Below are 21,800 nucleotides of genomic sequence, written 5' to 3' on the forward strand. Positions count from 1 at the left end.
ATAACAAAGCTTTAAAAGGGCAGGGGGATTATCCCCTGCCCGGGAACTGTCTGCGAATCAAGGCTCCAAGGCAGTACAGGAGCAGGATGAAGCCACAGCACAGGGTCACCAACAGGGCAAATTCCGTGAACTGCTTTCCGCTTCTGTCGTAGGCCCTGTTGAGGAACGGGATTCCCAGCACAAGAAAGAAATACCAGAACAAAGGAGACAGGCATTTGCGGAGAACCAGCGCGGATGTCTGTTTTCTATCTGCGCCGGAATTTTTATGGAAGAGAAGTCTCGTCAACTGATGGATAGTCAGCAGAGCGGCAAAGTATACCACAACTCCGATCATGGTATGAAGCCTGTCAGGAGTCAGAAAACGGCCGAAAGCGTGAATGCGTTCAAAAAACGAAGGCAGATAGATCGCCGCGATGATGCGTAATCCGTTCACGAAGACCGTGAGCACATAGGAGAGCAGGAGACTGGCGGCAATCCAGCAGATGCCCTTTCCGATTCTGAGCGGGGAGGATTTTGACATGACGCTGACGTCATTGTCATAAATATGCCCGGGGCAACTGGGACTGGAGGATTCCTCTTCCTTATCACGCCTGCAACCCGCCGGACGGAAATCAGCCGCCTCATGCACAAAAGAGAAAATGAGCATGGCGGCAGTGATGATCAGGAACTGGACGCCGGAACAGGAGGGCGCGATGAGGAAGCGCAGGCCATGGTTCGCATAGCCCATCCCCCGTTCATACACGAAAGGAATGCCGCTCAATACCTCCACCCATCCGGCGGTGGGGCCGAGAATCCATCTGAGTCCCTCGCAGTCGGCCTTGCTGTAGAGATATTTCATTCCGAAAAGAATAAAGAATCCGATGATATAAAAAAACAGGTTCTGCCTGAGAAATCGGTTGATTTTCTGTGTGTTCATCTTTCATGCTCCTGAATATGTTTTCATCCGCACCACAGTATATTCAGTTCGGCGCGGTTGTGTTTTTGAATCATGTCCTGTACCTGCCGTGGGGGCTGTTTCTATGCTGCAGACCGCAGCCGGGTACAGGCTGCGGTCTGCGCATTCCGTTACTGACATCAATGTCTCTTTTTCTTCCTGCGCTGACACAGGATGCCATAGAATGACACGATTGTCAGAATGAATCCCAGTATGATTCCGCCGGGTTCCGAGTATGCGGTATATCCTCCGCCGATAGCCAGGTTGGACACCTGCAGAGGCAGGGGACTGGCCTGTTTCACGTCCTCGCTCTCGCCCTCTTCGTTCCTGATTTCATCCACCACTGCCACAAAGGAAGTGTAAGGGGTGGTCATGTTGTAGTCCAGTCCCAGCTGCGTGATTTCCTCTTTTACGGAATCGTCGTTCCTGACGCTGCCGTAGCCGGCCAGCTGGTCCAGCTTGGTGCGGGCCCAGAGATAGCGGATGGATTCGTTCTCCGCGTCTACAGTTGCATCGGCCACGGAGATTTCCTGCTTATACTCCTCGTTCCCGGCCTTCCCGGAGACTGTGATGGTGCCGGCGGGCTCTCCGCGCCACTTGCCGAACAGGATAAGAGGCTTCTGGGCGTAGAGGATGGAGGGCGTGGCGGTGGCTACGTCATATACGTCAAATCCTTCATAATCAACCGTAATACCGGTCAGCAGGGGAGACTCGATGTAAGCGGCGAAGCGCTCGGCAGAGCTTTCCGCGTCCTCGGAATCAGTGACCAGGAAAGACTCGCCCATGCCGCACTGTGCGATTCCCTTGATCAGGTAGTCGTTGACGGAACAGCCGATGCCGAAAGAGAAAAAGCTGGCCGTGTCCATATTTTGGTTGATCAGGTCATAGATGTCGTCTTCATTGGAGATATAGCCGTCAGTGATGATGACCACGCTCCGGGCAATATCCTCATTCATGGGCACGGAGAGGGCTTTCGTCAGCGCTGGCAGCATGGAGGTTCCGCCGCCTCCCTCCTGCTCGTCGATCAAATCGATAGCTTTCTGGATATTCTTGGAGTTGGCAGCCAGGGACTGGGGAGCCAGCAGGTAGGTATCATCCGAAAACAGGACCAGGTTGAAGGTGTCGGTCTCTTTTAAGCCTGAGACCAAATTCCTGATCAAATCCTTGGAGGTATCCAGAGGATATCCGTACATGGAGCCAGACACGTCCAGGACGAATATGTACTCCCGGGGCGGGATGTCATCCGGGGTGAAACGCTCCGGCGGCTGCACCGTCAGGAAGAAGTATTTTTCGGAATTGTTTTCCGTCAGCACCAGGCCGCTCTGCACCGACTCGCTGGTCAGTCTGTATTTCAGGATGAAATCCCGGTTGCCCGCAAAGTCTTTTGTGTCGGCAAGGGTGATTCTGGCCAGGGAATCCGTCTCTTTTGCCACATTGATTTCATGGGACTTACAGGTCACATCAGCGATGGGGACACCGGTGGAAAGGCTGATATTGATATGGTACTCGCTGTCCGGCATCACGCCTTCGGGAAGATACGGGCTGGCTGCCCAGTCGTCGGCAGCCTCTTCGTCTCCGTCGGAGGCGTCAGCGGCCTCCTGGCTGTCCCCTTCGGGAATCTCCTTAGAGGGCACGGCGTCATCCGGCACGGGACCGCTGCTGTCCTGAGGGGCAATGTAGCGCGGGCCTACCACGGTTGGGAAGACGAATTCGTATTCGCCGTCCCTGCAGGTGATCAGTTCCGTATAGTGCAGTTCGATGCGGGCAGTGTCTCCGGGCATGATGTTGGCCACGTCCATGGTGAACACATTGGGCCTTTTCTGCTCCAGCAGGGAAGCGCTCTTCCCCTCTTCTTTCGCCTCTTCATATTCCTCCTTTGCCTCTTCTTTTTCTTTGATGGTGGCAGTGACCCTGTGGCTTCCGATTTCCATGGTCATGCCGTGGACAGTGGCGGTGGTGGAGGTGGGGAACACATACTGGGCGTTTATGGGCTTGTCGCCCTGGTTTTCATAGGTCTGCACCACATAAGTCTCGGCGATGGCGCCGTTGATATTGGTGGTCACCTCGGTGGACTTTAAGGGGAAATAGTCGGTGGAAATATCCGCGCCCTCGCTCTGGATGACGAAATAGGGGGCGAGGAGCTTGTCCTCCTCTGCCTCATCCTCTTCCAGGGCAAAGGCGGTGGAAGGGCGCGCGGCGGTCAAAAGCAGCGCGGAGAGCAGTAAAATCAGGTGCTTCTTCATTTTTTTCATTGTAGTGTACCTCCGTTTCTGCAATCAGAATAAGCCCGCGATGCACATAAGGTGCATCAAATTTTAAACATTTTTGCATCATTTTGCTGTTTCGGAAAAATGATGCAAAAAGTATGGAAAAAGTCCGAAAGAGGGCACAGAGACGGAAAAACGTAATATATTAATGGTAAATCGTTCTGTAATATCTGAAAGGGTTTCTTCTAAATGGAAAAGAGCACAAGTTTTACGACTGTCAATGCCTGCAGCATGTCCGGGGTAAGGCCGGTCATGACGCCTCTGCCCTATCCGCCCGCCAGAATCATCGAGGATGAGGAATACCATATCATGCTGCTGCAGGATCTGCTGAAAGGGCTGTAGGAGGGAGACGGAGCAGCTGCTTCCGGTTGCTTCGAGGAATGTTTCCGGGATGTCTCGTCGAGGACATACTTTCCTTTCCGCAAGCATAGACTTTCAAAAGAAACAAGCTTCGGGAGGGACAGACGTGTTTGAAAATTGGGGCATTGGGGAGACGGCAGAGGAATTAAAGAGCGACATACACAGGGGCCTGGAACTGCGGGAAGCGCAGGAAAGGCTGCAAAGGGAGGGGCCAAACGAGATGCGCGCTCCCCGGAAGAAGACGACAATAGAGTCTTTTCTGGAGCAGCTGAACGACCCGCTGATTTATGTGCTGATTGTGGCGGCGGTGGTCTCCGTGCTGCTTGGGGAGGTCAGCGATGCCGTCATCATCGGTGTGGTGGTGGTGATGAACGCGGCGGTGGGCATGCTCCAGGAGGGCAAGGCCAGGAAAGCGCTGGAATCCCTGAAGAAGCTCACCAGCCCCAGGGCTTTCGTCATCCGGGAGGGCAGACGCATGGAGATTCCGGCGGCGGAGCTGGTAAGGGGAGACCTGGTCTGGCTGGAAGCGGGATGTCAGGTGCCCGCCGATCTGCGGCTGACGGAATCCCTGAATCTGAAGATAGAGGAATCCGCCCTGACGGGAGAGTCTCTTCCTATAGAGAAGGATGCGGGATTCTTGGGGATTCAGGGAAGAAATGCCTCTCATGGAAAAGGTGCATTCCATGGAAAAGGTGCATTCCATGGAACACAGCTGCCCCTGGGGGACAGGCGCAACATGGCCTATATGTCCACCATCGTCACCTACGGCAGAGGACAGGGGCTGGTGACGGCCACCGGCATGGACACGGAACTGGGGCAGATTGCCACCATGATTACGGAGAGCAGGGATGAGATGACCCCGCTCCAGAAGCGGCTGGGGGAGCTGGGGAAAGTGCTGAGCCTATTGTCTTTGCTGTTGTGCGCCGCGCTGTTTGGAATCGCTGTGTTCCAGCACAGGAATGTGGCGGAGATGCTGATCACGGCCATCTCCCTGGCGGTGGCGGCGGTGCCCGAGGGGCTTCCCGCAGTGGTGACCATCTGCCTGGCTCTGAGCGTCACCCGCATGGTGAAAGTGAACACCATCGTGCGCCGCCTCCCCTCCGTGGAGACCCTGGGAGCCGTCAGCGTGGTCTGCTCCGACAAGACGGGGACGCTGACCCAGAACCGCATGACTGTGGAAAAATGCTGGCTGGACGGCAGGATACAGAAAGCGGCGGACTGCAAGCCGTCCCTCTGCCCGGATTTCTATTACGGAATGGTGCTGTGCAATGACGCTATTGCGGAAAAAAATAATCGGACAGGCGACCCCACGGAACTGGCGCTGCTGGACTTTGCGGAAAACTTCGGAATAGAGAAAGCCCGGCTGGAGAGCCTCATGCCCAGGGTGGATGAGCTTTCTTTCGATTCCGACAGAAAGATGATGACTACACTGCATAGAAAAGATGACATATCGGGAAACCATTACGTTAAGAGCGGAAGAGGGGAATTGAGGGCTGCGGAGATTGCTGACATTGGAAGCCTGCGGGGCTATGGCGGGACGGCACATACAGTTTCCTATACAAAAGGAGCGCCGGACGAGGTGCTGAAATGGTGCACCCGGATATTTACGGAAAACGGCTTCGTCCGGCTGACCGAACGCCATCGCAGACAGATTCTCGGGGCGGTGGAGGAGATGTCAGGAGAGGCCTTGCGCACCCTTGCGGTGGCCATGCAGACGGAGAGCCCGAAAGCCACGGAGGAGAATCTTATTTTCTTAGGGCTGGTGGGCATGAAAGACCCCGCCAGGCCGGAAGCCGCCAGGGCAGTGGCCGATTTCAAGGAAGCGGGCGTGAAGACCGTCATGATTACGGGAGACCATGTGGACACGGCTTTCGCCATCGGCAGACAGCTTGGCATCGTGAGGCGTCCCGAACAATGCATGACCGGGGAGGAACTGGGGCTTTTGTCGGAGGAGGAACTTATTGAAAAGATTGAAGACATATATGTCTTCGCAAGGGTGTCCCCGGCCCAGAAGGTGCGCATTGTGGAGGCTTTGCGTCAGAGAGGGGGAATCGTGGCCATGACCGGGGACGGGGTGAACGATGCCCCTTCCTTAAAGAAAGCGGACATTGGCATTGCCATGGGAAAGAACGGAACGGACGTGGCCAGACAGGCATCGGACATGATACTGACCGACGACAATTTCGCCACCATCAGACGGGCCATCGAAGAGGGGAGAGGCGTCTATGAGAACATCCGGAAGTCGGTGATTTTCCTGCTTTCCTCCAACCTGGGAGAAATCATCACCATGTTCTTCGCGGTGATATGCGGCATGGCGTCCCCCCTGAAGTCCAGCCATATCCTCTGGATCAACCTGATTACCGACTCCCTGCCGGCACTGGCGCTGGGGGTGGACAAAAACGATGGGAAGAGCCTGATGCGGCAGCAGCCCAGAAAGGCGAATGAGAGCCTGTTCGCCAGAGGGGGACTTCTGTGCACCTGCTTTTACGGCGTATTGATTGCCGGCGTCAGCCTGACGGCGTTCCTGATGCTTCCCTGGGCGCTGCTTCGGACGAACGGCCTGGCGGTGACTTTGGAGAATCTGACGCAGATTCTGCAGAACGGCTCCGTACTTTCCAAGGCCCAGACCTATGCTTTCACGGTGCTCGGCATGTCCCAGCTCTTCCACGCGGTGGGCATGCGGGATACCCAGCGCTCGGTATTCCGGATGAACCATCTGGAGAATAAACTGATGATTCTGGCCTGCGCGGCGGGCTTCCTGCTGCAGTTCGCGGTGACGGAGATTCCGTTCCTGATCCAGGCTTTCGGGACATCCACGCTGTCCGGCAGAGAATGGATGCGCCTGTGCGTACTGGCCGCGGCGCCCCTGTTCGCCCATGAGATATTTGCGCTGACGTTTCTGGGCAAAAATTATCATAAAGCAGATTAAAAATAAACATTTTACAGACTTATTTATCCAGATTCCCATTTTCCAGGCTCTATGAATGTATCTTTATACGCGCATTTCATTAGCGGCAATAAATCGATTGGGACTATTGTAAATGGAATCTTCTTTCTGTATAATGAGACAAAATGAACAGCGCACAAGGGAGCAAAGAAATTCCATGAATCTCACCGTTACCGTAAACCATAAACAGCTGCTGGACGTCCTGCTGAATGTAGGGCTGATCCGCCCGGTGTTCATCTGGGGCGCGCCGGGCATCGGCAAGTCCGCCATTGTCCAGGACTTCGCGGACAGCCTGGGGCTGCCCTGTGTCTCCCTTTTGGGCAGTCAGCTGGCCCCGGAGGACATCATCGGCGTCCCTCAGATCAGGGACGGATACAGCGTCTTTTGCCCGCCCCGGACCATCGCCAGACAGGAGCCCTACGTCCTCTTCCTGGACGAGCTGAACGCCTGCACCTCGGAGGTGCAGAAAGCATTCTATTCCCTCATCCATGAGCGGCGGATCGGGGAATACTGCCTGCCGGAGGGCTCCATCGTGGTGGGCGCGGGCAACCGGGCCCAGGACAACGCCATCACCCGGCCCATGTCCTCGGCGCTGGTGAACCGGATGTTCCATGTGGAGCTCACCGCCAGCCCCAGGCTCTGGCTGGAATGGGCCGCCGCAAACGGCATCCATCCCTACATCTACGACTACATCACCAGCCGCCCGGACCATCTGTGGGCAAAACCCCCCAAGAGCGAGGAGCCCTTCTCCACGCCCCCGGGAGAAGGATTTTCTCTGGAATGCCGCCTGCGACTGTGTGGTGGCCAGGTATCTGGCGGACTTCCACATCGGCACGGTGCCCGGGGAGCTGGATTTTCCCCTGCCGTCAAAGGCCAGGGAGGAGGAAAAGCTGTATGACTGGCTGAAAGAGCACAGTGACCCGGCCTATCTGCATTTCTCCACCATGAGCGGCGGACGGGCGGATATGGTTCCTGTCCAGCTATCCTCTTTTGGGGGGCATAGCCTCCGGCTTCCGGCTGGTGGAAGACGCGCTTGTAGCACAGCGGATGGACATTTCCATTGCCGCGATTTCCATTCAGATGCGGGAGATTTATGTCAATCCCAATGCTCACCTGACCGAGCAGGAGTGGAGGTTCGTGCTGGCTCATGAATACCTTCACGCCGCTCTGTGCCATGAGCGGCGGCTGGGCAAGCGGGATCCGGAACTGTGGAACACAGCTTGCGATTATGTGATCAACCAGTGGCTGCGGGACATGGAGGTGGGCTCCATGCCGGAGGGGCTGCTCTACGACCCGGAGCTTGCGGGGCTGTCGGCGGAGAGCGTCTATGACATTCTGGCCGTCAACCTGCGCAAATACAGGCGCATGGCCTGCCACGACATTGTCTTCGGCCCGCCCGGCTGGGAGGAGACAAAAGATTTCGTGGATCTGGATGAATGGTGTCGCTCGGCCATCCAGCGGGGGCTGGACTTCCATCAGACCCATAACAGGGGCTACCTGCCCGCCGGGCTGGTGGAGGAGATCCGTGCCCTGTCCCAGCCGCCCATCCCCTGGGACGTGGAACTGGCCAGGTGGTTCGACGAGCGGTTCGAGCCTCTGGAAAAGCGGCGCACCTATGCCAGGCTCAGCAGGAGACAGTCTGCCACGCCGGACATCCCCCGGCCCTCTTACCGGTATGAGGAGGCGGCCCGGGAGGGGCGGACTTTCGGCGTGCTGCTGGACACTTCCGGCTCCATGGACCGGGCCCTGCTGGCCGCGGCTCTGGGGGCCATCGCCAGCTACAGCGCCGCCCGGGACGTGAACCGGGTGCGGGTGGTGTTCTGCGATGCGTCCCCCTACGACCAGGGGTACATGGAGGCGTCGGACATCGCCGGCAGCGTCCGGGTGCGGGGGCGGGGCGGCACGGTGCTCCAGCCGGGGGTGGAGCTGCTGGAGCAGGCCGGGGATTTCCCGAAGGAGGCCCCGCTGCTGATCATCACCGACTGCGAGTGCGACAGGCTGAACCTTTTTGGACGGGATCACGCGTTTCTGGTGCCCCGGGGAAGGAGCCTTCCTTTTCCGGCCAAAGGGCCGATATTTTATTTGGAATAGAAAAGCTTTTTTGATGCGCAAAAGAAAGAAGAGGAGATGATTAGATGGAAATCAAAAGATGCGTGAAGGAATCCTTTTCCGTGATAGGAAAGGAAGGCTCTACAAATGATGGGGAAGGCTTTATCCAGAGACTCTGGGAGGATGCCAACGGCCATTTCCAGGAGGTGCAGCACCTGGCCCAAAAGGACGGGGACGGCAATCTGGCGGGGATATGGGGCGCCATGTCCGATTTTTCCCATTCTTTCCGGCCATGGGAGAATGGGTTTACGGAAGGCCTGTATCTGGCGGGCGTGGAGGCCGCGGACGGCGCGGAAGCCCCGGCGGGCTGGGTGAAGTGGACGATTCCGGCTTACGAATACCTGTATGTGAAAGCCTCGGAAGACGATGTTTTCCGGAAAGTGCTGGACTATATGGCCGAACAGGGCCTGGAACTGGCAGGGGCCGTCCATGATTTCAACTGTCCGGCGGAGAATGGACAGGGCTATATGTTCTTTCCCATTAAGAAACGGTAGGAGAAAAGAGGAGAAAGATGAAGAAATGGTTTACGATTGATACGATTGACGAAGATACCTATTGCATCAGCGAATACCGCCACTGGGAGGAGACCCATTGCTATCTCCTGAACGGATCCGAGGGCAGCCTGCTGATTGATACAGGGCTGGGAATCTGCGACATCCATGAGGAAGTGGAAAAGCTGACGGACAGGCCGGTCACGGCTGTGGCCACCCATATCCACTGGGACCACATCGGCGGGCATAAATATTTTCCGGAGTTCTGCGCCCATGAGGAGGAGCTGGACTGGCTGTCCGGCGGCTTCCCGCTCTCCATGGAGACGATTCGGGGCATGGTCATTGACCGGTGTGATTTGCCGGAAGGCTATGATGTCAGCGGCTATGAGCTGTTTCAGGGAAAGCCAACGCGGGTTCTGCGGGACGGGGATGTAATCGACATAGGCGGCCGGAGGATAGAAGTCTGCCACACGCCGGGGCATTCGCCGGGGCACATGTGTTTCTGGGAAAAGGAGCGGGGGTATCTCTTTACCGGGGATCTGGTTTACAAGGACACGCTGTTCGCCTATTACCCGTCCACAGACCCGGAGGCGTACCTTGCCTCCCTGGAAAGGATAGCCGCTCTGCCTGCCCGGAAGGTGTTCCCGGCGCATCATTCTCTGGATATCCGGCCGGAAATCATCTTTCGGATGCGGGACGGGTTCCGGGAGCTGAAAGAAGCCGGGAAGCTGCACCATGGGAGCGGCACTTTCGACTATGGGGACTGGGCGGTCTGGCTGTGACGGGGAAGGGTTATCAGCAGAACAGTACCGGCGGCAATCCGTTCTCCGGCATCAAAAAAGCGAACCATGTGAACGCTGCCAGGCACAAAGTAATCAACATGAGCGTAATCTTGCCCAGGAAAGAGACCTTGTGCCTGGGCAGAAACAGGAGGATGTTGAGCACCAACGATACGGCGCAGATAGCCACATCGAGGATGAAGTTGACCCAAAGTATGGTGCGGTTCCCGCTGCCCAGAGTTCCCAGGATGAAAAAGGCGGCGGCAAAGATGCCATAATTTGCCCACAGCCAGATAACGATTTTTTTGCTGTCAGATGATAGTCTGTTCATTGCAGTCCCTCCTTGTCCGCCTGGATGGCGTTCCTTATTTTTACAATATCATTCCGCAAGTTTATCCAGCCGATGAGATACAGCAGCGCCGATATGGATCCAAGGAAAATCAGATAGCTGAATATTCCGACGAACAGATGTTCATACCAGCGCCCCAAAAATGAGACCGGCCCAAGCCCGGCGGTCAGAGCGCACAGATACCCCGCAGCCTGTCTCCACAAGGCCAGATTCGTACTGTTCCCGATAGCATACGCAGCCCCGCACATCCCTCCCAGCCAGAGAAAGGCCAGAATCTGCAGAATCCCGGCAGTCATTCCATTTCCGTAATCAGCCGCCAGCGCAGGCAGCACAAAACAGAATTCGCCCGTGTTCAGGCGCAAGGATAGCAGGATGGAAAAGAGCAGAAAGGCAAAGCTTCCCCAAAGCATCCCGTTTACGCCGCATTTTAAGATTGTTTTCTTCATTCACATCACCTCATATCCCCAATGATTTTTTGATTTTTGGAATATATCTTCTTGACACATAAGTGTACACATCCTCCCTGAAACGGATACAGATTCTCCCGGTAACGCTCAGGTCGATATCCTGAATCTTCCTGACATGGATGATTTCGGAGTTGGATATCCGCAGAAAGCGCTGCCTGTCAAGCAGTTCCTCCAGTTCGTACAGCCTGTGGCGGAGCAGGTATTCTGCTTTGGCCGTCTGGACATACACCTTTTGGTTCGCGGCATATATCCGCAGGATGTCCGCCACATCAATCAGGTACGCCTTGTCGCCGATATAGCCGGTGAGCGAAGCAGTAGGTTTTTTATCAAAATCCTCTATGACGTCCACAAGACGGCAAAGGAACCGGCTCCTTTTTTCCGCTGTGATCAGAACCTGCGTATCTTTCACCTCCGGGTCGATTTTCACTGTAACATTCAAGTCCTCACCTCCTAAGCTTTCTGTGATGATTATATCTGATTCCTGGCGGGAAATCCATATTTTGGCCGTAGGTGGCGGCAGATTCGAGATGGACGGTAAAAGGGTACTGTCAAGAATTACAAACAATAGTTGCAAAAAGAACCCATAGGGTAACCAGTATTCCACGACCACTTGACAAACTGCTCTGCGGCTATCCTGCCAATTTTCTCCCGTTCTCTTTTCCATCTTTTCTCCCTATGCTCTTTTCTTTCTGTTTCTGTTATAATAGCAAGTCCCTGGAGGGCTACTTGGACGCGACAAGCCGGATTTATATTTTATTTATGGTCTCCAGCAAAGCTTTTATTTTTTATCGGCTGTTTTTCCGCCTCCAGGAACCTGTCATTTCCGCGGACGAAATCATATTCTTGGCGCTCCAGCTCCTTCCCGCCGGAGGGCAAAAAGGAGCAGATAGGAAAATCAGGCCGATATCGGTCTGAAATGCCGATAATGCCGATTTGCGTGCTGATTTGGACAGGACACTTTTACAGAACTGTCCGGCAGTGGTATAATAAGCCGTAGGGGCAGGGCATCCGGCTTTACATAGACTATGCGAAGAGAGAGTCCTGTGATATAGATTCGTATACAGGGGAGTGTTTTTTTCAGCTTCCGCCATATGATATTTGGAAGGAATTTGCAGAGGAATACGAGGAAGCGATACAGGAAGAAGAGGATGAAGAGGATGAAGATGCAGAGGATTGGGAAAGCCCTGTGAAGAAATGGGAATCTTTCGAGAAAACCATCCTTAGTGAGGAAGAGCCGCACGCACGGTTCTGTAAGGGTATCGTGAGGTGACTGTCTGCGTTGATACCGATATAGAAGATCTCGAGATAGATTATATCGAAGTCGAGTTGGTCACTGGCAAGACCGTGACGGTGGACTGGGATGAAAGTGACATCACACGGGAAGACGATGGTTTTGAGGCCCGCTATAAGGGGGGCTTTTGATGAGGAATATGCGAACGGGAAGCTGTCCAGTCTCCATGGGATGCAGATTGAATATATGAGTCTCGATACGGAATCCGACAGCGATTCGGATATTGTCATAACGGATATGACTTTTGAGGATGAAGGAGAACGGTATACCCGGAGCATCTTCTTCCTGTCCTTAATCTGCTGCAGGGCAGAACTGACAGATTTGTCATCTGGCCATAAAATGCCCCGAATCTGCCATTGATGTTTCCTGTGTCAAACCCCTTTGACGCCTGTTTTCAGGCCAATGTCAAAGGCTTTTGGTGGAACTTGCACCTGTCTGATGGTACACTCGGGGCAGGTCAGGGATACAAGTCGCCGTTGCAAGGCGGGGCAGGTCAGGGATACAAGTCGCCGTTGCAAGGCGGGGCAGGTCAGGGATACAAGTCGCCGTTGCAAGGCGGCGCAGGTCAGGGAACGCATGTAAGGGCATGTTCCGGACGCAGCCCGCAGACCGGCAGGCATCAGGGAAATAAAAGGAAAGGAGAGAGGAAAATTGGAAGTCGGAGCGCAGATCAGGAAGTATCGCAGCAATATGGGAATCTCACAGGAGCAGCTGGCCGAAAAGGTGTACGTCAGCAGGCAGACTGTCTCTAACTGGGAAACGAATAAGAATTACCCGGATATCCACAGCCTGTTGCTGTTAAGCACACTGTTCGACATATCCCTTGACCAATTGATAAAAGGAGATGTTGAACGCATGAGAAAAGAAATCAAGGAAACGGAAATCAGGAGGCTGAACCGCTATGGAAACATCTATGCGGCGCTCCTGGCATCGACAGTGCTCTCGGCGGTGCCCCTTGTCGCGTGGATGGGCTGGTACGCGCTCATTCCATGGGCAGCGCTGGCTGGGGTCACAATGTATTTTGCGGTGAAGGTGGAGAAAGTCAAAAAGGACAATGACATCCATACCTACAAAGAAATCGTCGCGTTTACGGAAGGACGGCGGCTGGACGAGATGGAGACCTGGCAGGAGCTTGGAAAACGTCACTACCAAACGGTGCTGTACGCGCTTGGAAGCGCGGCAATCGGTTTCATAGTGAGCTTTTTTCTGGCAAAACTCTTTCTGGCATGAACGGCCCCGGAAGGCTGTAAGAAGACCGAAAGAAGGCCCAAAAAGACGGAAAGAAAGGCGAAAAGAAGTTCAAAAATAAGATTGCCTATCCGCAAATCCATGATATAATAGTCAAAGAGCGATTCTACTATCAAAGTGCTATAATGGGTGTTGGCCAGGGATGGTGCCAAGTCCTCTGTCATTGCCAGGAAGGGGTGCAATGTCCAGGAACGGTCATAGCGGCCAGGAGAGGTCACGATGTCCGGAAACGGTCACATCGGCCACCGTGGCCATTCCCCGGGCCGCAGACATCCCGTATAAAGGAGACAATTATCATGGAAAACAAAGCATGCGACAAAATCATCCTCACAGGAGACCGCCCCACGGGCAGGCTGCACATAGGCCACTATATCGGATCCCTGCTCAGGCGGGTGGAGCTGCAGAATTCCGGCGAGTATGAGAAGACATTCATCATGATCGCCGATGCCCAGGCTCTCACGGACAACATCGAGAACCCTGAGAAGGTGCGCCAGAACATCATCGAGGTGGCCTTGGACTATATCGCCTGCGGCCTTGACCCGGAGAAGTCCACTCTGCTCATCCAGTCCCAGATTTCGGAGCTGTGCGAGCTGACATTCTACTACATGGACTTAGTCACAGTGGCCAGGCTCCAGCGCAACCCTACCGTGAAGAGCGAGATCCAGATGCGCAATTTCGAGTCCAGCATCCCTGTGGGCTTCTTCACCTACCCCATCAGCCAGGCGGCGGACATCACCGCCTTCAAGGCCACCACAGTCCCCGTGGGGGACGACCAGCTGCCCATGATCGAGCAGACCAGGGAGATCGTGCACAAGTTCAACACGGTGTACGCCCCTGTGCTGGTGGAGCCGGAAGCCCTTCTGCAGGAGAACGAGGCCAGGCGCAGGCTCCCGGGCACGGACGGCAAGGCCAAGATGAGCAAGTCCCTGGGCAACTGCATCTACCTGGCGGACACGGCGGATGAAGTGCGCACGAAGATTATGAGCATGTTCACAGACCCGCTGCACCTGCAGGTCAGCGACCCTGGCCATCTGGAGGGCAACACGGTATTCACCTATCTGGACGCCTTCTGCAGGCAGGAGCATTTCGAGCGGTATCTGCCCGACTACGCGAACCTGGACGAACTGAAGGCCCACTACCAGAGAGGCGGCCTGGGGGACGTGAAGGTGAAGAAGTTCCTGAACAACATCATGCAGGAGACCCTGGAGCCCATCCGGAACCGCAGGAAAGAGTGGGAGAAGGACATCCCCGCCATCTATGATATCCTGAAGAAGGGCACCGATGAAGCCAGGGAGGTGGCGGCAAGAACTCTGTCCGAGGTCAAGAGCGCCATGCGCATCAATTATTTTGAAGACGCAGAACTGATACGCGCCCAGGCCGAGAAATACGAGGCGTAGGGCAGAAAAGCCGTATTCTGACAGTAAACTGAGAATAGATTTTCCTCCCCCGGAGATAATAATGGTAGTTAGCCGTCGCGCAGCGACAGCCCTGTATACAGCCTGGTAAAGTCGCGAAGACGCACGAGGGAAAATTTTGCGAGTGAACTTTCGAGAAAAATTTCCTCTCAAAAAAGTGCGTCGAAGTGACTTTACCCTTCAGAGCCGTCGCGCAGCGACTTAATTAGGAGGAAAATCTATGAACCAGAAATTGGGCAGAGCCAGCGTCCGGCTGGAGAGGCCGGTATATATCCTGAACAGCGCCAGCATAGTGGGCACCAAGGAGGGACAGGGGCCCTTGGGCCTGCTGTTCGACAAGGTAGGCCGGGACGACATGTTCGGCTGCAAGACCTGGGAGGAGGCGGAGAGCGCCCTCCAGAAAGAGGCCGTGGGACTGGCCCTGGAAAAGGCGGGTCTGCGGCCGGAAGACATTTCCTATATCTTTGCGGGTGACTTGCTGGGTCAATCCATGGCCACTTCTTTCGGCATCTCTTCCTATCAGATTCCCCTGCTGGGCGTATACGGCGCCTGCTCCACCTGCGGTGAGTCGCTGGCTCTGGGGGCCATGAGCATCGCCGGCGGCTTTGCCGACAAAGTTGCCTGCGTCACCTCCAGCCATTTCGCCAGCGCGGAGAAGGAATTCCGCTTCCCCCTGGACTATGGCAGTCAACGGCCCCTCTCCGCCACCTGGACTGTCACAGGCAGCGGGGCCTTTGTGCTGACGGATGAACCGGAGGGAGGAGGGCGGAAAGCCAGAGCCCGGATCAGCGCCATGACCGTGGGGAAAGTGGTGGATTACGGCCTGAAGGACTCCATGAACATGGGGGCATGCATGGCTCCGGCAGCGGCTTCCACCCTGGAACAGCACTTCACTGACTTTGCCGGTCAACCGGAAGAATACGACAAAATCATCACCGGCGACCTGGGAAAGGTGGGCCAGCGTGTGCTGATCGACCTGCTCCGTAAGCAGGGCTACGACATATCCGAGCAGCATATGGACTGCGGCCTTGAAATATATGACGCGGCCTCCCAGGACACCCATGCCGGGGGAAGCGGCTGCGGCTGCAGCGCCGTGACCCTGTCCGCCTATATCCTGAAGCAGCTGGAGGAGGGCAACTGGAAAAAGGTGCTCTTCATGCCCACTGGCGCATTGCTGAGCAAGACCAGCTTCAACGAGGGCATGAGCGTGCCGGGCATCGCCCATGCGCTGGTGATTGAGACCATATAGCCATGAAACAGAGAAGAGCATGAGAGAAATCGGGCATCTGACTGCTGCAAAACAGCCGTCGGCTGTCCGATTCTGCTGTTGTCTGTTGACAAAGAATCAATAGAACTATATAATATAGAATAGTGAGGGGTATTTGATGGCATTTTGCAAATGCTTACATATTATTTAAAGAAGGAAAGGGGTAAAGAAGTTATGGCAAATTGGAGAGAGAAGCTGAATCAGGCGGCACAGAACACGATTTCCAAGAGCAAGGAGGTAGCCGGCGTGGCGAAGCTCAATGTGGAAATCAGCACATTGAACCAGAGCATGAAGAACATCTATACGGAAGTGGGCAAATATGTCCTGGAGAATGGCTTTCTGTCCGAGGACGAGACTGTGGCAGAGTGGGCATCCAAGGCTGCGGATATCAAAGCGGACATCGAGGCCAATACGGAGAGAATCAAGACGCTGAAGAATGTCAATACCTGTCCGGGCTGCGGCGCAGAGGTGCCTAAGAGCAGCAAGTTCTGTGACAAATGCGGCACGCCAATCGTGGTGGCCAGCACGGATCCTGTAAACGAGGAAAAGGAGATTATCGACGCGGACTACAGCGAGGCTCCCCAGGAGACGGAAAAGGCGGAAGAAGTGAAGTCCGGGGAGACAGAGGGAACAGAGGTTTAAAGGCCGCCGGGGGACGAAAGAGAGGCACAGGCAGGAAAAAGGGGAGGTGGGCGTTCTGCGCAGAATGGAATTCAAGATGGAGCGAAAAGGCCTGTTAGAGCCCGGACAAAGGATTACGGTGACAGAGGGTCTGCTTCCCAGCAACTATTACTATGTGATAGACCCGGCTCTCGCCATGTCCGCCAATATTCCTTTCCGCAATCGTCTGAAGAGCGGCGAGGGCGTAGTGGTGGATGTGGTGGAAAATGCCAGAGGCTTTTATGTGACGGCGGAGTTTGACGAGCCGGAGACGGACTGAAATTTTTCAAATAATAAAGAAAAGAGGAAATTACCATGTTAAAGAAGATTTCGACAGATAAAGCGCCCGCGGCAATCGGCCCTTATTCACAGGGCATCATCGCAAACGGCATGCTCTTCGCGTCGGGCCAGATTCCCATCAACCCTGCCACAGGCAATATAGAGGGCGAGGATATCACTGCCCAGGCTGAGCTTGTGATGAAGAATGTGGGCGCACTGTTGGCGGAGGCAGGGACTGACTACACAAATGTAGTCAAGACTACCTGTTTTCTGGCTGATATGGGAGATTTTGCCGCGTTCAACGAAGTATATGCCAGATATTTCACGGAGAAGCCGGCCAGGAGCTGCGTTGCGGTAAAGACCCTGCCCAAGAATGTCCTCTGTGAAGTGGAAGTCATCGCTGCGGTGTAGGAGATGAAGGATAATATCGTGCTGATTGGAATGCCCGGAGCGGGAAAGAGCACCGTGGGCGTGGTGTTGGCCAAGCGGCTGGGATACCGCTTCGTGGATTCCGATCTGGTGATTCAGGAAAAACATGACAAGCTGCTCCACGAGCTGATAGAAGAGCATGGCGTGGAGGGCTTCTGGAAGATTGAAGAGGAGGTAAACGCCTCCTTAAAGCCCCGCAGGAGCGTCATCGCCACAGGCGGAAGCGTCATCTACGGAGCGTGTGCCATGGAGCACCTGCGGGAAATCGGCACAGTGGTTTATCTGAAGCTTCCTCTTGAGGATGTGGCCGAGCGTCTGGGGGATTTGAATGCCAGGGGCGTGACGCTGATGCCGGGCCAGACCCTTGCGGATCTTTATGAGGAGCGGGTTCCCCTGTATGAGAAGTATGCCCATGAAACGATAGACTGCCATGGGATACGGATTCGGGAAGTGGTCCAGAGGATTGCGGTCTTGAACTGACAGGCATCGCCCGCAGGCCATAAATAAGCAGCAAACGGGCCATAGAATGAAAGAGCAGATACATAATCTTCAAAAAATGGCAGATACTAGTCCCATGAAACCGAAATTCATGCTGACGATTGTTAAAACTTGCCAGGCAACCCGATTCACGAGCGAAAGCTTCCAGGGACATTGCGGCAGATTTTACCGCTCGTGAGTATGGCAAAGAAAGGAGCGGGCAGCCGTTTTGGACCGCCCGCAGAGGGAGTAGTATATGATGGATTATGTAAATGCGTTCTGGGTGGGCGGCCTGATATGCGCTTTGGTGCAGATTCTGATGGAGAAGACGAAACTGATGCCCGGGCGCATCATGGTGCTGTTGGTGGTGACCGGCGCGGTAATCGGATTCCTTGGATGGTACGAGCCGTTTCAGGAATTCGCGGGAGCCGGAGCCAGCGTGCCTCTGCTGGGCTTTGGAAATGTGTTGATGAAAGGCGTCAAAGAGGCAGTGGATGAACAGGGGCTGCTGGGATTATTCGCAGGCGGCTTCAAGGCCGGGGCCGTGGGAACTTCCGCAGCTTTGATATTCGGCTATCTGGCCAGCCTCATCTTCAAGTCCAGAATGAAGCGCTAGTCCAGCTCTTCATAGGCAATCCCTTTGCCGTCCAGGAACTTGCGCAGGGCCTTGTCCCAGATGGCGTCCGGCATTTTGGACAGATGGAAGCTGTTCAGGGCGGTGCCGGTGGTAAGGGTAGCCTTGGAGCCGTCGTAGCGGATGTTCAGCACCAGGGCTTTCACTTCGGACGGTTCCACGTCACAGTTTTCTTTTTCCAACAGGGCGGCCGCCTTGTCGGGCATTAAATGCAGTACGAAACGGAAGAACAGGGGTGTGCGCTTGCCTTTAATCAGGTCAAAGCACAGCCCTTTCACTTTGCCCCAGGGGCGGAATTCATAAGTATCTTTTTCTGAGGAATCCCCGTCGCTGCCAAAGAATTCCTGGTTGACGTGTCCGTCTATGTGAAAGGTGCATGCAGTGCTGATGACAGCCTCCTGCAGCAGGAAAGACTCGAAAGTATCTGCCACCAGAAGCTGGTTCATAAATTGTTTCATGGAAGTAATCTGCATTTGTTTCATGGAAATCCTCCTGATTCTGATGAAATTCCTGTCGAAAAGGATTATATCATAAAATTCGGCATGCGGTCAATCGGTGGCCGGTGTTTTGCATGGCCTGCACCTTTTTCCGAAAGTTTTTTTGTGTTTAAAAACGGAAAAGTTGGAGAATATGCTTTACAGGAAAGGGAAATATGTGCTATCATATATAGTAATTAAAACTATGTAAAAAAGAAAGCAAAACCTGAAAGAATGAAGCACTGAATCCAGATAATTGGTTTTCGCATCCATGAAGCGGATTCGGCTGGAGGGAGTCAAAATGAGTTATAAGATTGTGGTGGATAGTTGCTGTGAACTGCCTGCGGATTTTCTCTGGGATAAGCACTTCGAGAGAGTGCCTCTGGGGCTGGACGTAGGGGATTATCATATATTGGACGATGAGAATTTCAATCAGGCGGAGTTTCTGCGTAAGGTGGCGGAGTATCCAAAATCCCCGAAATCTTCCTGTCCCTCGCCGGAGCGTTTCATGGAAAGCTATCATGGGGAGGCTGACCATGTGTATGCGGTGACCCTTTCCTCCCATCTGAGCGGCAGCTACAACAGCGCTCATCTGGGGAAAGAACTCTACCATGAGAAATACGGCGGGAAGCAGATACACGTGGTGGACTCCGAGTCGGCCAGCGGCGGCGAGGCGCAGATTGCGCTGAAAATCATGGAGCTGGAGGAGAGCGGGCTTTCTTTTGAAAAAATCGTGGAGAAGATTGAGACGTTCCGGGACAGCATCCACACCTATTTCGTGCTGGACAATCTGGAGACGCTGCGGAAGAACGGCAGGCTCTCCGGCGTGAAAGCCCTGGTGGCCTCCACCTTGAATATCAAGCCCGTGATGGGCTCCCACAAGGGGGAAATCATTCAAAAGAGCCAGACCATCGGCATCAAAAAGGCGCTGGGCAAAATGGCGGAGCTGGCAGCAGCCGAAGTGAAGAACGCGGCGGAGCGCAGGCTGATAATCACCCACTGCAACGCATTGGAAAGGGCGGAACAGGTGAAGCAGATGATTTTAAAGAAAGCGGCGTTCAGGGAGTGCATCATCATGGATACCAGGGGCGTCAGCAGTATGTATGCCAATGACGGCGGGGTGATTGTGACGACATAGAGGATGTCTGTGCAGATACAGATTGACCGTTTTGGACAATGCTTTCCGTGAAGCGGATAAGGGACAGGGAGAATCCGTAAAAGCGGGATGCAATAGAGGAAAAACGGGGGCAAAGGCACGTCAGGACATCATATGGTACAGAAAAAGAAACAGGAAAGTCTCCGCGATAAAGATAATCGGCATACCGTACTTAAAGTACCAATGTTTCGTCTTGTGGCGGAAGTGCTGCATGCCCAGCGTGCAGCCCAAAGCGCCGCCCAGAAATGCGGTCAGGAATAAAGTAGCCTCCGAGATGCGCCAGGCACCCCGGATGGCTCTTTTTTTGTCCACGCCCATGACGACGAAGCCTGCTATATTGATGGCTGCTATGTAGATAATGAATATTTCCATGAAAACATCTCCTCGCCAGGGCATTTCCGCACCCAGGAACATCTGCCCGCCTGGGCGAACCATGGATGTTCCCGGGCATGGTTTTCGTGCTTTAGAACATCTGCTCGCCCTGTTCGGCCATCTTCATCGCCCTGACCTTGCAGGAAAGCCCGAACAGATTGATGAAGCCCTCCGCGTCATGATGGTCATACAGGTCGCCTGTGGTAAAGGAGGCGATGCTCTCATTGTACAGGGTATAAGGAGAGGTAGTCCCGGCTTTGATGATATTGCCCTTGTAGAGCTTGAATTTCACCTCGCCGGTCACATACTTCTGGGTCTCCTGGATGAAAGCCTGCTCGGCCAGGCGCAAAGGCGTGAACCATTTTCCCTCATACACAAGGCTGGCGAAACGGCTGCCAATCTCTTTCTTCATGGCATAGGTATCCCTGTCCAGGATAAGCTCTTCCAGCTGCTGATGAGCCTCCATCAAAATGGTTCCTCCGGGAGTCTCATACACGCCCCGGGACTTCATGCCCACCACGCGGTTCTCCACGATGTCGATGATGCCGATGCCGTGTCTGCCGCCCAGCTCGTTGAGTTTTGTGATGATATCGGAGACTTTCATCTTCTCTCCGTTCAGTGAGGCGGGCACGCCCTTTTCAAAGGTCATGGTCACATACTCGCCCTCCTCGGGGGCTTTCTCGGGCGTTACGCCCAGCACCAGAAGATGCTCGTAATTCGGCTCGCTGGCGGGATCCTCCAGCTCCAGCCCCTCATGGCTGATATGCCAGATATTGCGGTCGCGGCTGTAGGAGGAATCCGCGGAGAAAGGAAGATGGATGCCGTGGGCCCTGCAGTATTCTATCTCGGATTCCCGGGAATCCATAGTCCACTTATCGTTTCTCCATGCAGCGATGATTTTGATATCGGGGGCCAGGGCTTTGATGCCCAGCTCGAAGCGGATCTGGTCGTTGCCCTTGCCGGTGGCGCCGTGGCAGATGGCGGTAGCGCCCTCTTTCCTGGCGATTTCCACTAACTTCTTAGCGATAAGGGGCCTTGCCATGGAAGTGCCCAGCAGGTATTTGTTCTCATAGATGGCATTGGCCTGGACGCAAGGGACTACATACTCGTCGCAGAACTCATCGATGACATTCTCGATGTAGAGCTTGGAAGCGCCGCAAGCTATAGCGCGTCCCTCCAGGCCGTCCAGCTCATCTGCCTGTCCGCAGTCCACGCAGACGCAGATGACTTCGTAGTCGAAATTCTCCTTCAGCCAGGGAATGATGGCAGTGGTGTCAAGGCCGCCGGAATAGGCTAATACTACTTTTTCTTTCATGAATGGGAATCCTCCGTATAGAATGTATTTTGGTTCTTCTTTTATCTTAAAACACTATACAACATTCCGGTGGGAAAT

At 54.6% G+C, this 21,800-nt stretch carries 24 protein-coding genes; 16 read left to right on the forward strand and 8 right to left on the reverse strand.

What is annotated here, in order from left to right; all coding sequences use genetic code 11:
* Nucleotides 1-28: 28 nt before the first annotated feature.
* Together xrtK and NFS35_RS00505 are read right to left on the reverse strand one after the other, a co-directional pair.
* On the reverse strand, nt 29-916 hold the full coding sequence (gene xrtK, locus NFS35_RS00500; protein WP_251205185.1) for an exosortase K: 888 nt from the start codon (nt 914-916) through the stop codon (nt 29-31).
* A 158-nt stretch (nt 917-1,074) separates the two neighbouring features.
* Nucleotides 1,075-3,186, reverse strand: coding sequence for a VIT and vWA domain-containing protein (locus NFS35_RS00505; protein WP_251205186.1), 2,112 nt, complete (start codon nt 3,184-3,186; stop codon nt 1,075-1,077).
* A 204-nt stretch (nt 3,187-3,390) separates the two neighbouring features.
* On the opposite strand from NFS35_RS00505, the gene NFS35_RS00510 reads away from it, so the two are divergent.
* The 6 genes from NFS35_RS00510 to NFS35_RS00535 all read left to right on the forward strand — a co-directional run bounded on the left by NFS35_RS00510 (nt 3,391) and on the right by NFS35_RS00535 (nt 9,890).
* On the forward strand, nt 3,391-3,543 hold the full coding sequence (locus tag NFS35_RS00510; RefSeq protein WP_251205187.1) for a hypothetical protein: 153 nt from the start codon (nt 3,391-3,393) through the stop codon (nt 3,541-3,543).
* A gap of 124 nt (nt 3,544-3,667) precedes the next feature.
* Entirely contained in the window at nt 3,668-6,490 is a 2,823-nt protein-coding gene (locus NFS35_RS00515) for a cation-translocating P-type ATPase (protein WP_251205188.1), read from the forward strand.
* A gap of 175 nt (nt 6,491-6,665) precedes the next feature.
* On the forward strand, nt 6,666-7,406 hold the full coding sequence (locus NFS35_RS00520; RefSeq protein ID WP_251205189.1) for an AAA family ATPase: 741 nt from the start codon (nt 6,666-6,668) through the stop codon (nt 7,404-7,406).
* 92 nt (nt 7,407-7,498) lie between these two features.
* Nucleotides 7,499-8,599: a vWA domain-containing protein gene (locus NFS35_RS00525; RefSeq protein WP_251205190.1), complete on the forward strand. Its 1,101-nt coding sequence runs from the start codon at nt 7,499-7,501 to the stop codon at nt 8,597-8,599.
* A gap of 44 nt (nt 8,600-8,643) precedes the next feature.
* Nucleotides 8,644-9,111: a GyrI-like domain-containing protein gene (locus NFS35_RS00530; protein ID WP_251205191.1), complete on the forward strand. Its 468-nt coding sequence runs from the start codon at nt 8,644-8,646 to the stop codon at nt 9,109-9,111.
* A gap of 17 nt (nt 9,112-9,128) precedes the next feature.
* Nucleotides 9,129-9,890 carry an MBL fold metallo-hydrolase gene (locus tag NFS35_RS00535; RefSeq protein WP_251205192.1) on the forward strand — a complete coding sequence of 254 codons (762 nt, stop codon included), beginning with the start codon at nt 9,129-9,131 and terminating at the stop codon, nt 9,888-9,890.
* 13 nt (nt 9,891-9,903) lie between these two features.
* Here the strand turns inward: NFS35_RS00535 and NFS35_RS00540 are convergent, their stop codons facing one another.
* Genes NFS35_RS00540 through NFS35_RS00550 form a run of 3 tightly spaced genes read right to left on the reverse strand, consistent with a single transcriptional unit; the run spans nt 9,904 to nt 11,142 of the window.
* A complete protein-coding gene (locus NFS35_RS00540; protein WP_251205193.1) occupies nt 9,904-10,218 on the reverse strand; it encodes a hypothetical protein in 315 nt (104 codons plus the stop codon).
* Nucleotides 10,215-10,682: a DUF3021 family protein gene (locus NFS35_RS00545; protein ID WP_251205194.1), complete on the reverse strand. Its 468-nt coding sequence runs from the start codon at nt 10,680-10,682 to the stop codon at nt 10,215-10,217. Before NFS35_RS00545 ends, NFS35_RS00540 begins: the two co-directional genes overlap by 4 nt.
* A gap of 10 nt (nt 10,683-10,692) precedes the next feature.
* A complete protein-coding gene (locus NFS35_RS00550) occupies nt 10,693-11,142 on the reverse strand; it encodes a LytTR family DNA-binding domain-containing protein (RefSeq protein ID WP_251205195.1) in 450 nt (149 codons plus the stop codon).
* Nucleotides 11,143-12,063: 921 nt separating this feature from the next.
* Between NFS35_RS00550 and NFS35_RS00555 the strand changes: the two genes are divergently transcribed.
* From NFS35_RS00555 to NFS35_RS00595, 9 genes are all read left to right on the forward strand, one after another.
* Nucleotides 12,064-12,354 (forward strand): hypothetical protein, encoded by a 291-nt coding sequence (locus NFS35_RS00555; protein WP_251205196.1) that lies wholly within the window; start codon nt 12,064-12,066, stop codon nt 12,352-12,354.
* 291 nt (nt 12,355-12,645) lie between these two features.
* On the forward strand, nt 12,646-13,224 hold the full coding sequence (locus NFS35_RS00560; RefSeq protein WP_251205197.1) for a helix-turn-helix domain-containing protein: 579 nt from the start codon (nt 12,646-12,648) through the stop codon (nt 13,222-13,224).
* A 314-nt stretch (nt 13,225-13,538) separates the two neighbouring features.
* On the forward strand, nt 13,539-14,639 hold the full coding sequence (trpS, locus tag NFS35_RS00565) for a tryptophan--tRNA ligase (RefSeq protein ID WP_251205198.1): 1,101 nt from the start codon (nt 13,539-13,541) through the stop codon (nt 14,637-14,639).
* Nucleotides 14,640-14,877: 238 nt separating this feature from the next.
* Nucleotides 14,878-15,906: a stage V sporulation protein AD gene (gene spoVAD, locus NFS35_RS00570; RefSeq protein WP_251205199.1), complete on the forward strand. Its 1,029-nt coding sequence runs from the start codon at nt 14,878-14,880 to the stop codon at nt 15,904-15,906.
* Nucleotides 15,907-16,098: 192 nt separating this feature from the next.
* Nucleotides 16,099-16,566 carry a zinc ribbon domain-containing protein gene (locus NFS35_RS00575; protein WP_251205200.1) on the forward strand — a complete coding sequence of 156 codons (468 nt, stop codon included), beginning with the start codon at nt 16,099-16,101 and terminating at the stop codon, nt 16,564-16,566.
* 55 nt (nt 16,567-16,621) lie between these two features.
* Nucleotides 16,622-16,864: a hypothetical protein gene (locus tag NFS35_RS00580; protein WP_251205415.1), complete on the forward strand. Its 243-nt coding sequence runs from the start codon at nt 16,622-16,624 to the stop codon at nt 16,862-16,864.
* Between the two features lie 35 nt (nt 16,865-16,899).
* Complete coding sequence (locus NFS35_RS00585; RefSeq protein ID WP_251205201.1) at nt 16,900-17,274, forward strand: RidA family protein; 375 nt, start codon at nt 16,900-16,902, stop codon at nt 17,272-17,274.
* Between the two features lie 3 nt (nt 17,275-17,277).
* Nucleotides 17,278-17,772, forward strand: a complete 495-nt coding sequence (locus NFS35_RS00590) for a shikimate kinase (protein WP_251205202.1) — start codon at nt 17,278-17,280, stop codon at nt 17,770-17,772.
* Nucleotides 17,773-18,028: 256 nt separating this feature from the next.
* On the forward strand, nt 18,029-18,385 hold the full coding sequence (locus NFS35_RS00595; RefSeq protein WP_251205416.1) for a SpoVA/SpoVAEb family sporulation membrane protein: 357 nt from the start codon (nt 18,029-18,031) through the stop codon (nt 18,383-18,385).
* Here the strand turns inward: NFS35_RS00595 and NFS35_RS00600 are convergent.
* Nucleotides 18,382-18,885, reverse strand: a complete 504-nt coding sequence (locus tag NFS35_RS00600) for a DUF5721 family protein (RefSeq protein WP_251205203.1) — start codon at nt 18,883-18,885, stop codon at nt 18,382-18,384. The genes NFS35_RS00595 and NFS35_RS00600 overlap by 4 nt on opposite strands.
* 295 nt (nt 18,886-19,180) lie before the next feature.
* On the opposite strand from NFS35_RS00600, the gene NFS35_RS00605 reads away from it, so the two are divergent.
* Nucleotides 19,181-20,017 carry a DegV family protein gene (locus NFS35_RS00605; RefSeq protein WP_251205204.1) on the forward strand — a complete coding sequence of 279 codons (837 nt, stop codon included), beginning with the start codon at nt 19,181-19,183 and terminating at the stop codon, nt 20,015-20,017.
* Between the two features lie 120 nt (nt 20,018-20,137).
* Here the strand turns inward: NFS35_RS00605 and NFS35_RS00610 are convergent, their stop codons facing one another.
* A complete protein-coding gene (locus tag NFS35_RS00610; protein ID WP_251205205.1) occupies nt 20,138-20,407 on the reverse strand; it encodes a DUF1294 domain-containing protein in 270 nt (89 codons plus the stop codon).
* A 91-nt stretch (nt 20,408-20,498) separates the two neighbouring features.
* A complete protein-coding gene (locus tag NFS35_RS00615; RefSeq protein WP_251205206.1) occupies nt 20,499-21,722 on the reverse strand; it encodes an argininosuccinate synthase in 1,224 nt (407 codons plus the stop codon).
* Between the last annotated feature and the right edge of the window lie 78 nt (nt 21,723-21,800).

The organism is Acetatifactor aquisgranensis (assembly GCF_943193215.1).
In the GTDB taxonomy this organism is placed as follows: Bacteria; Bacillota; Clostridia; order Lachnospirales; family Lachnospiraceae; genus Acetatifactor; species Acetatifactor aquisgranensis.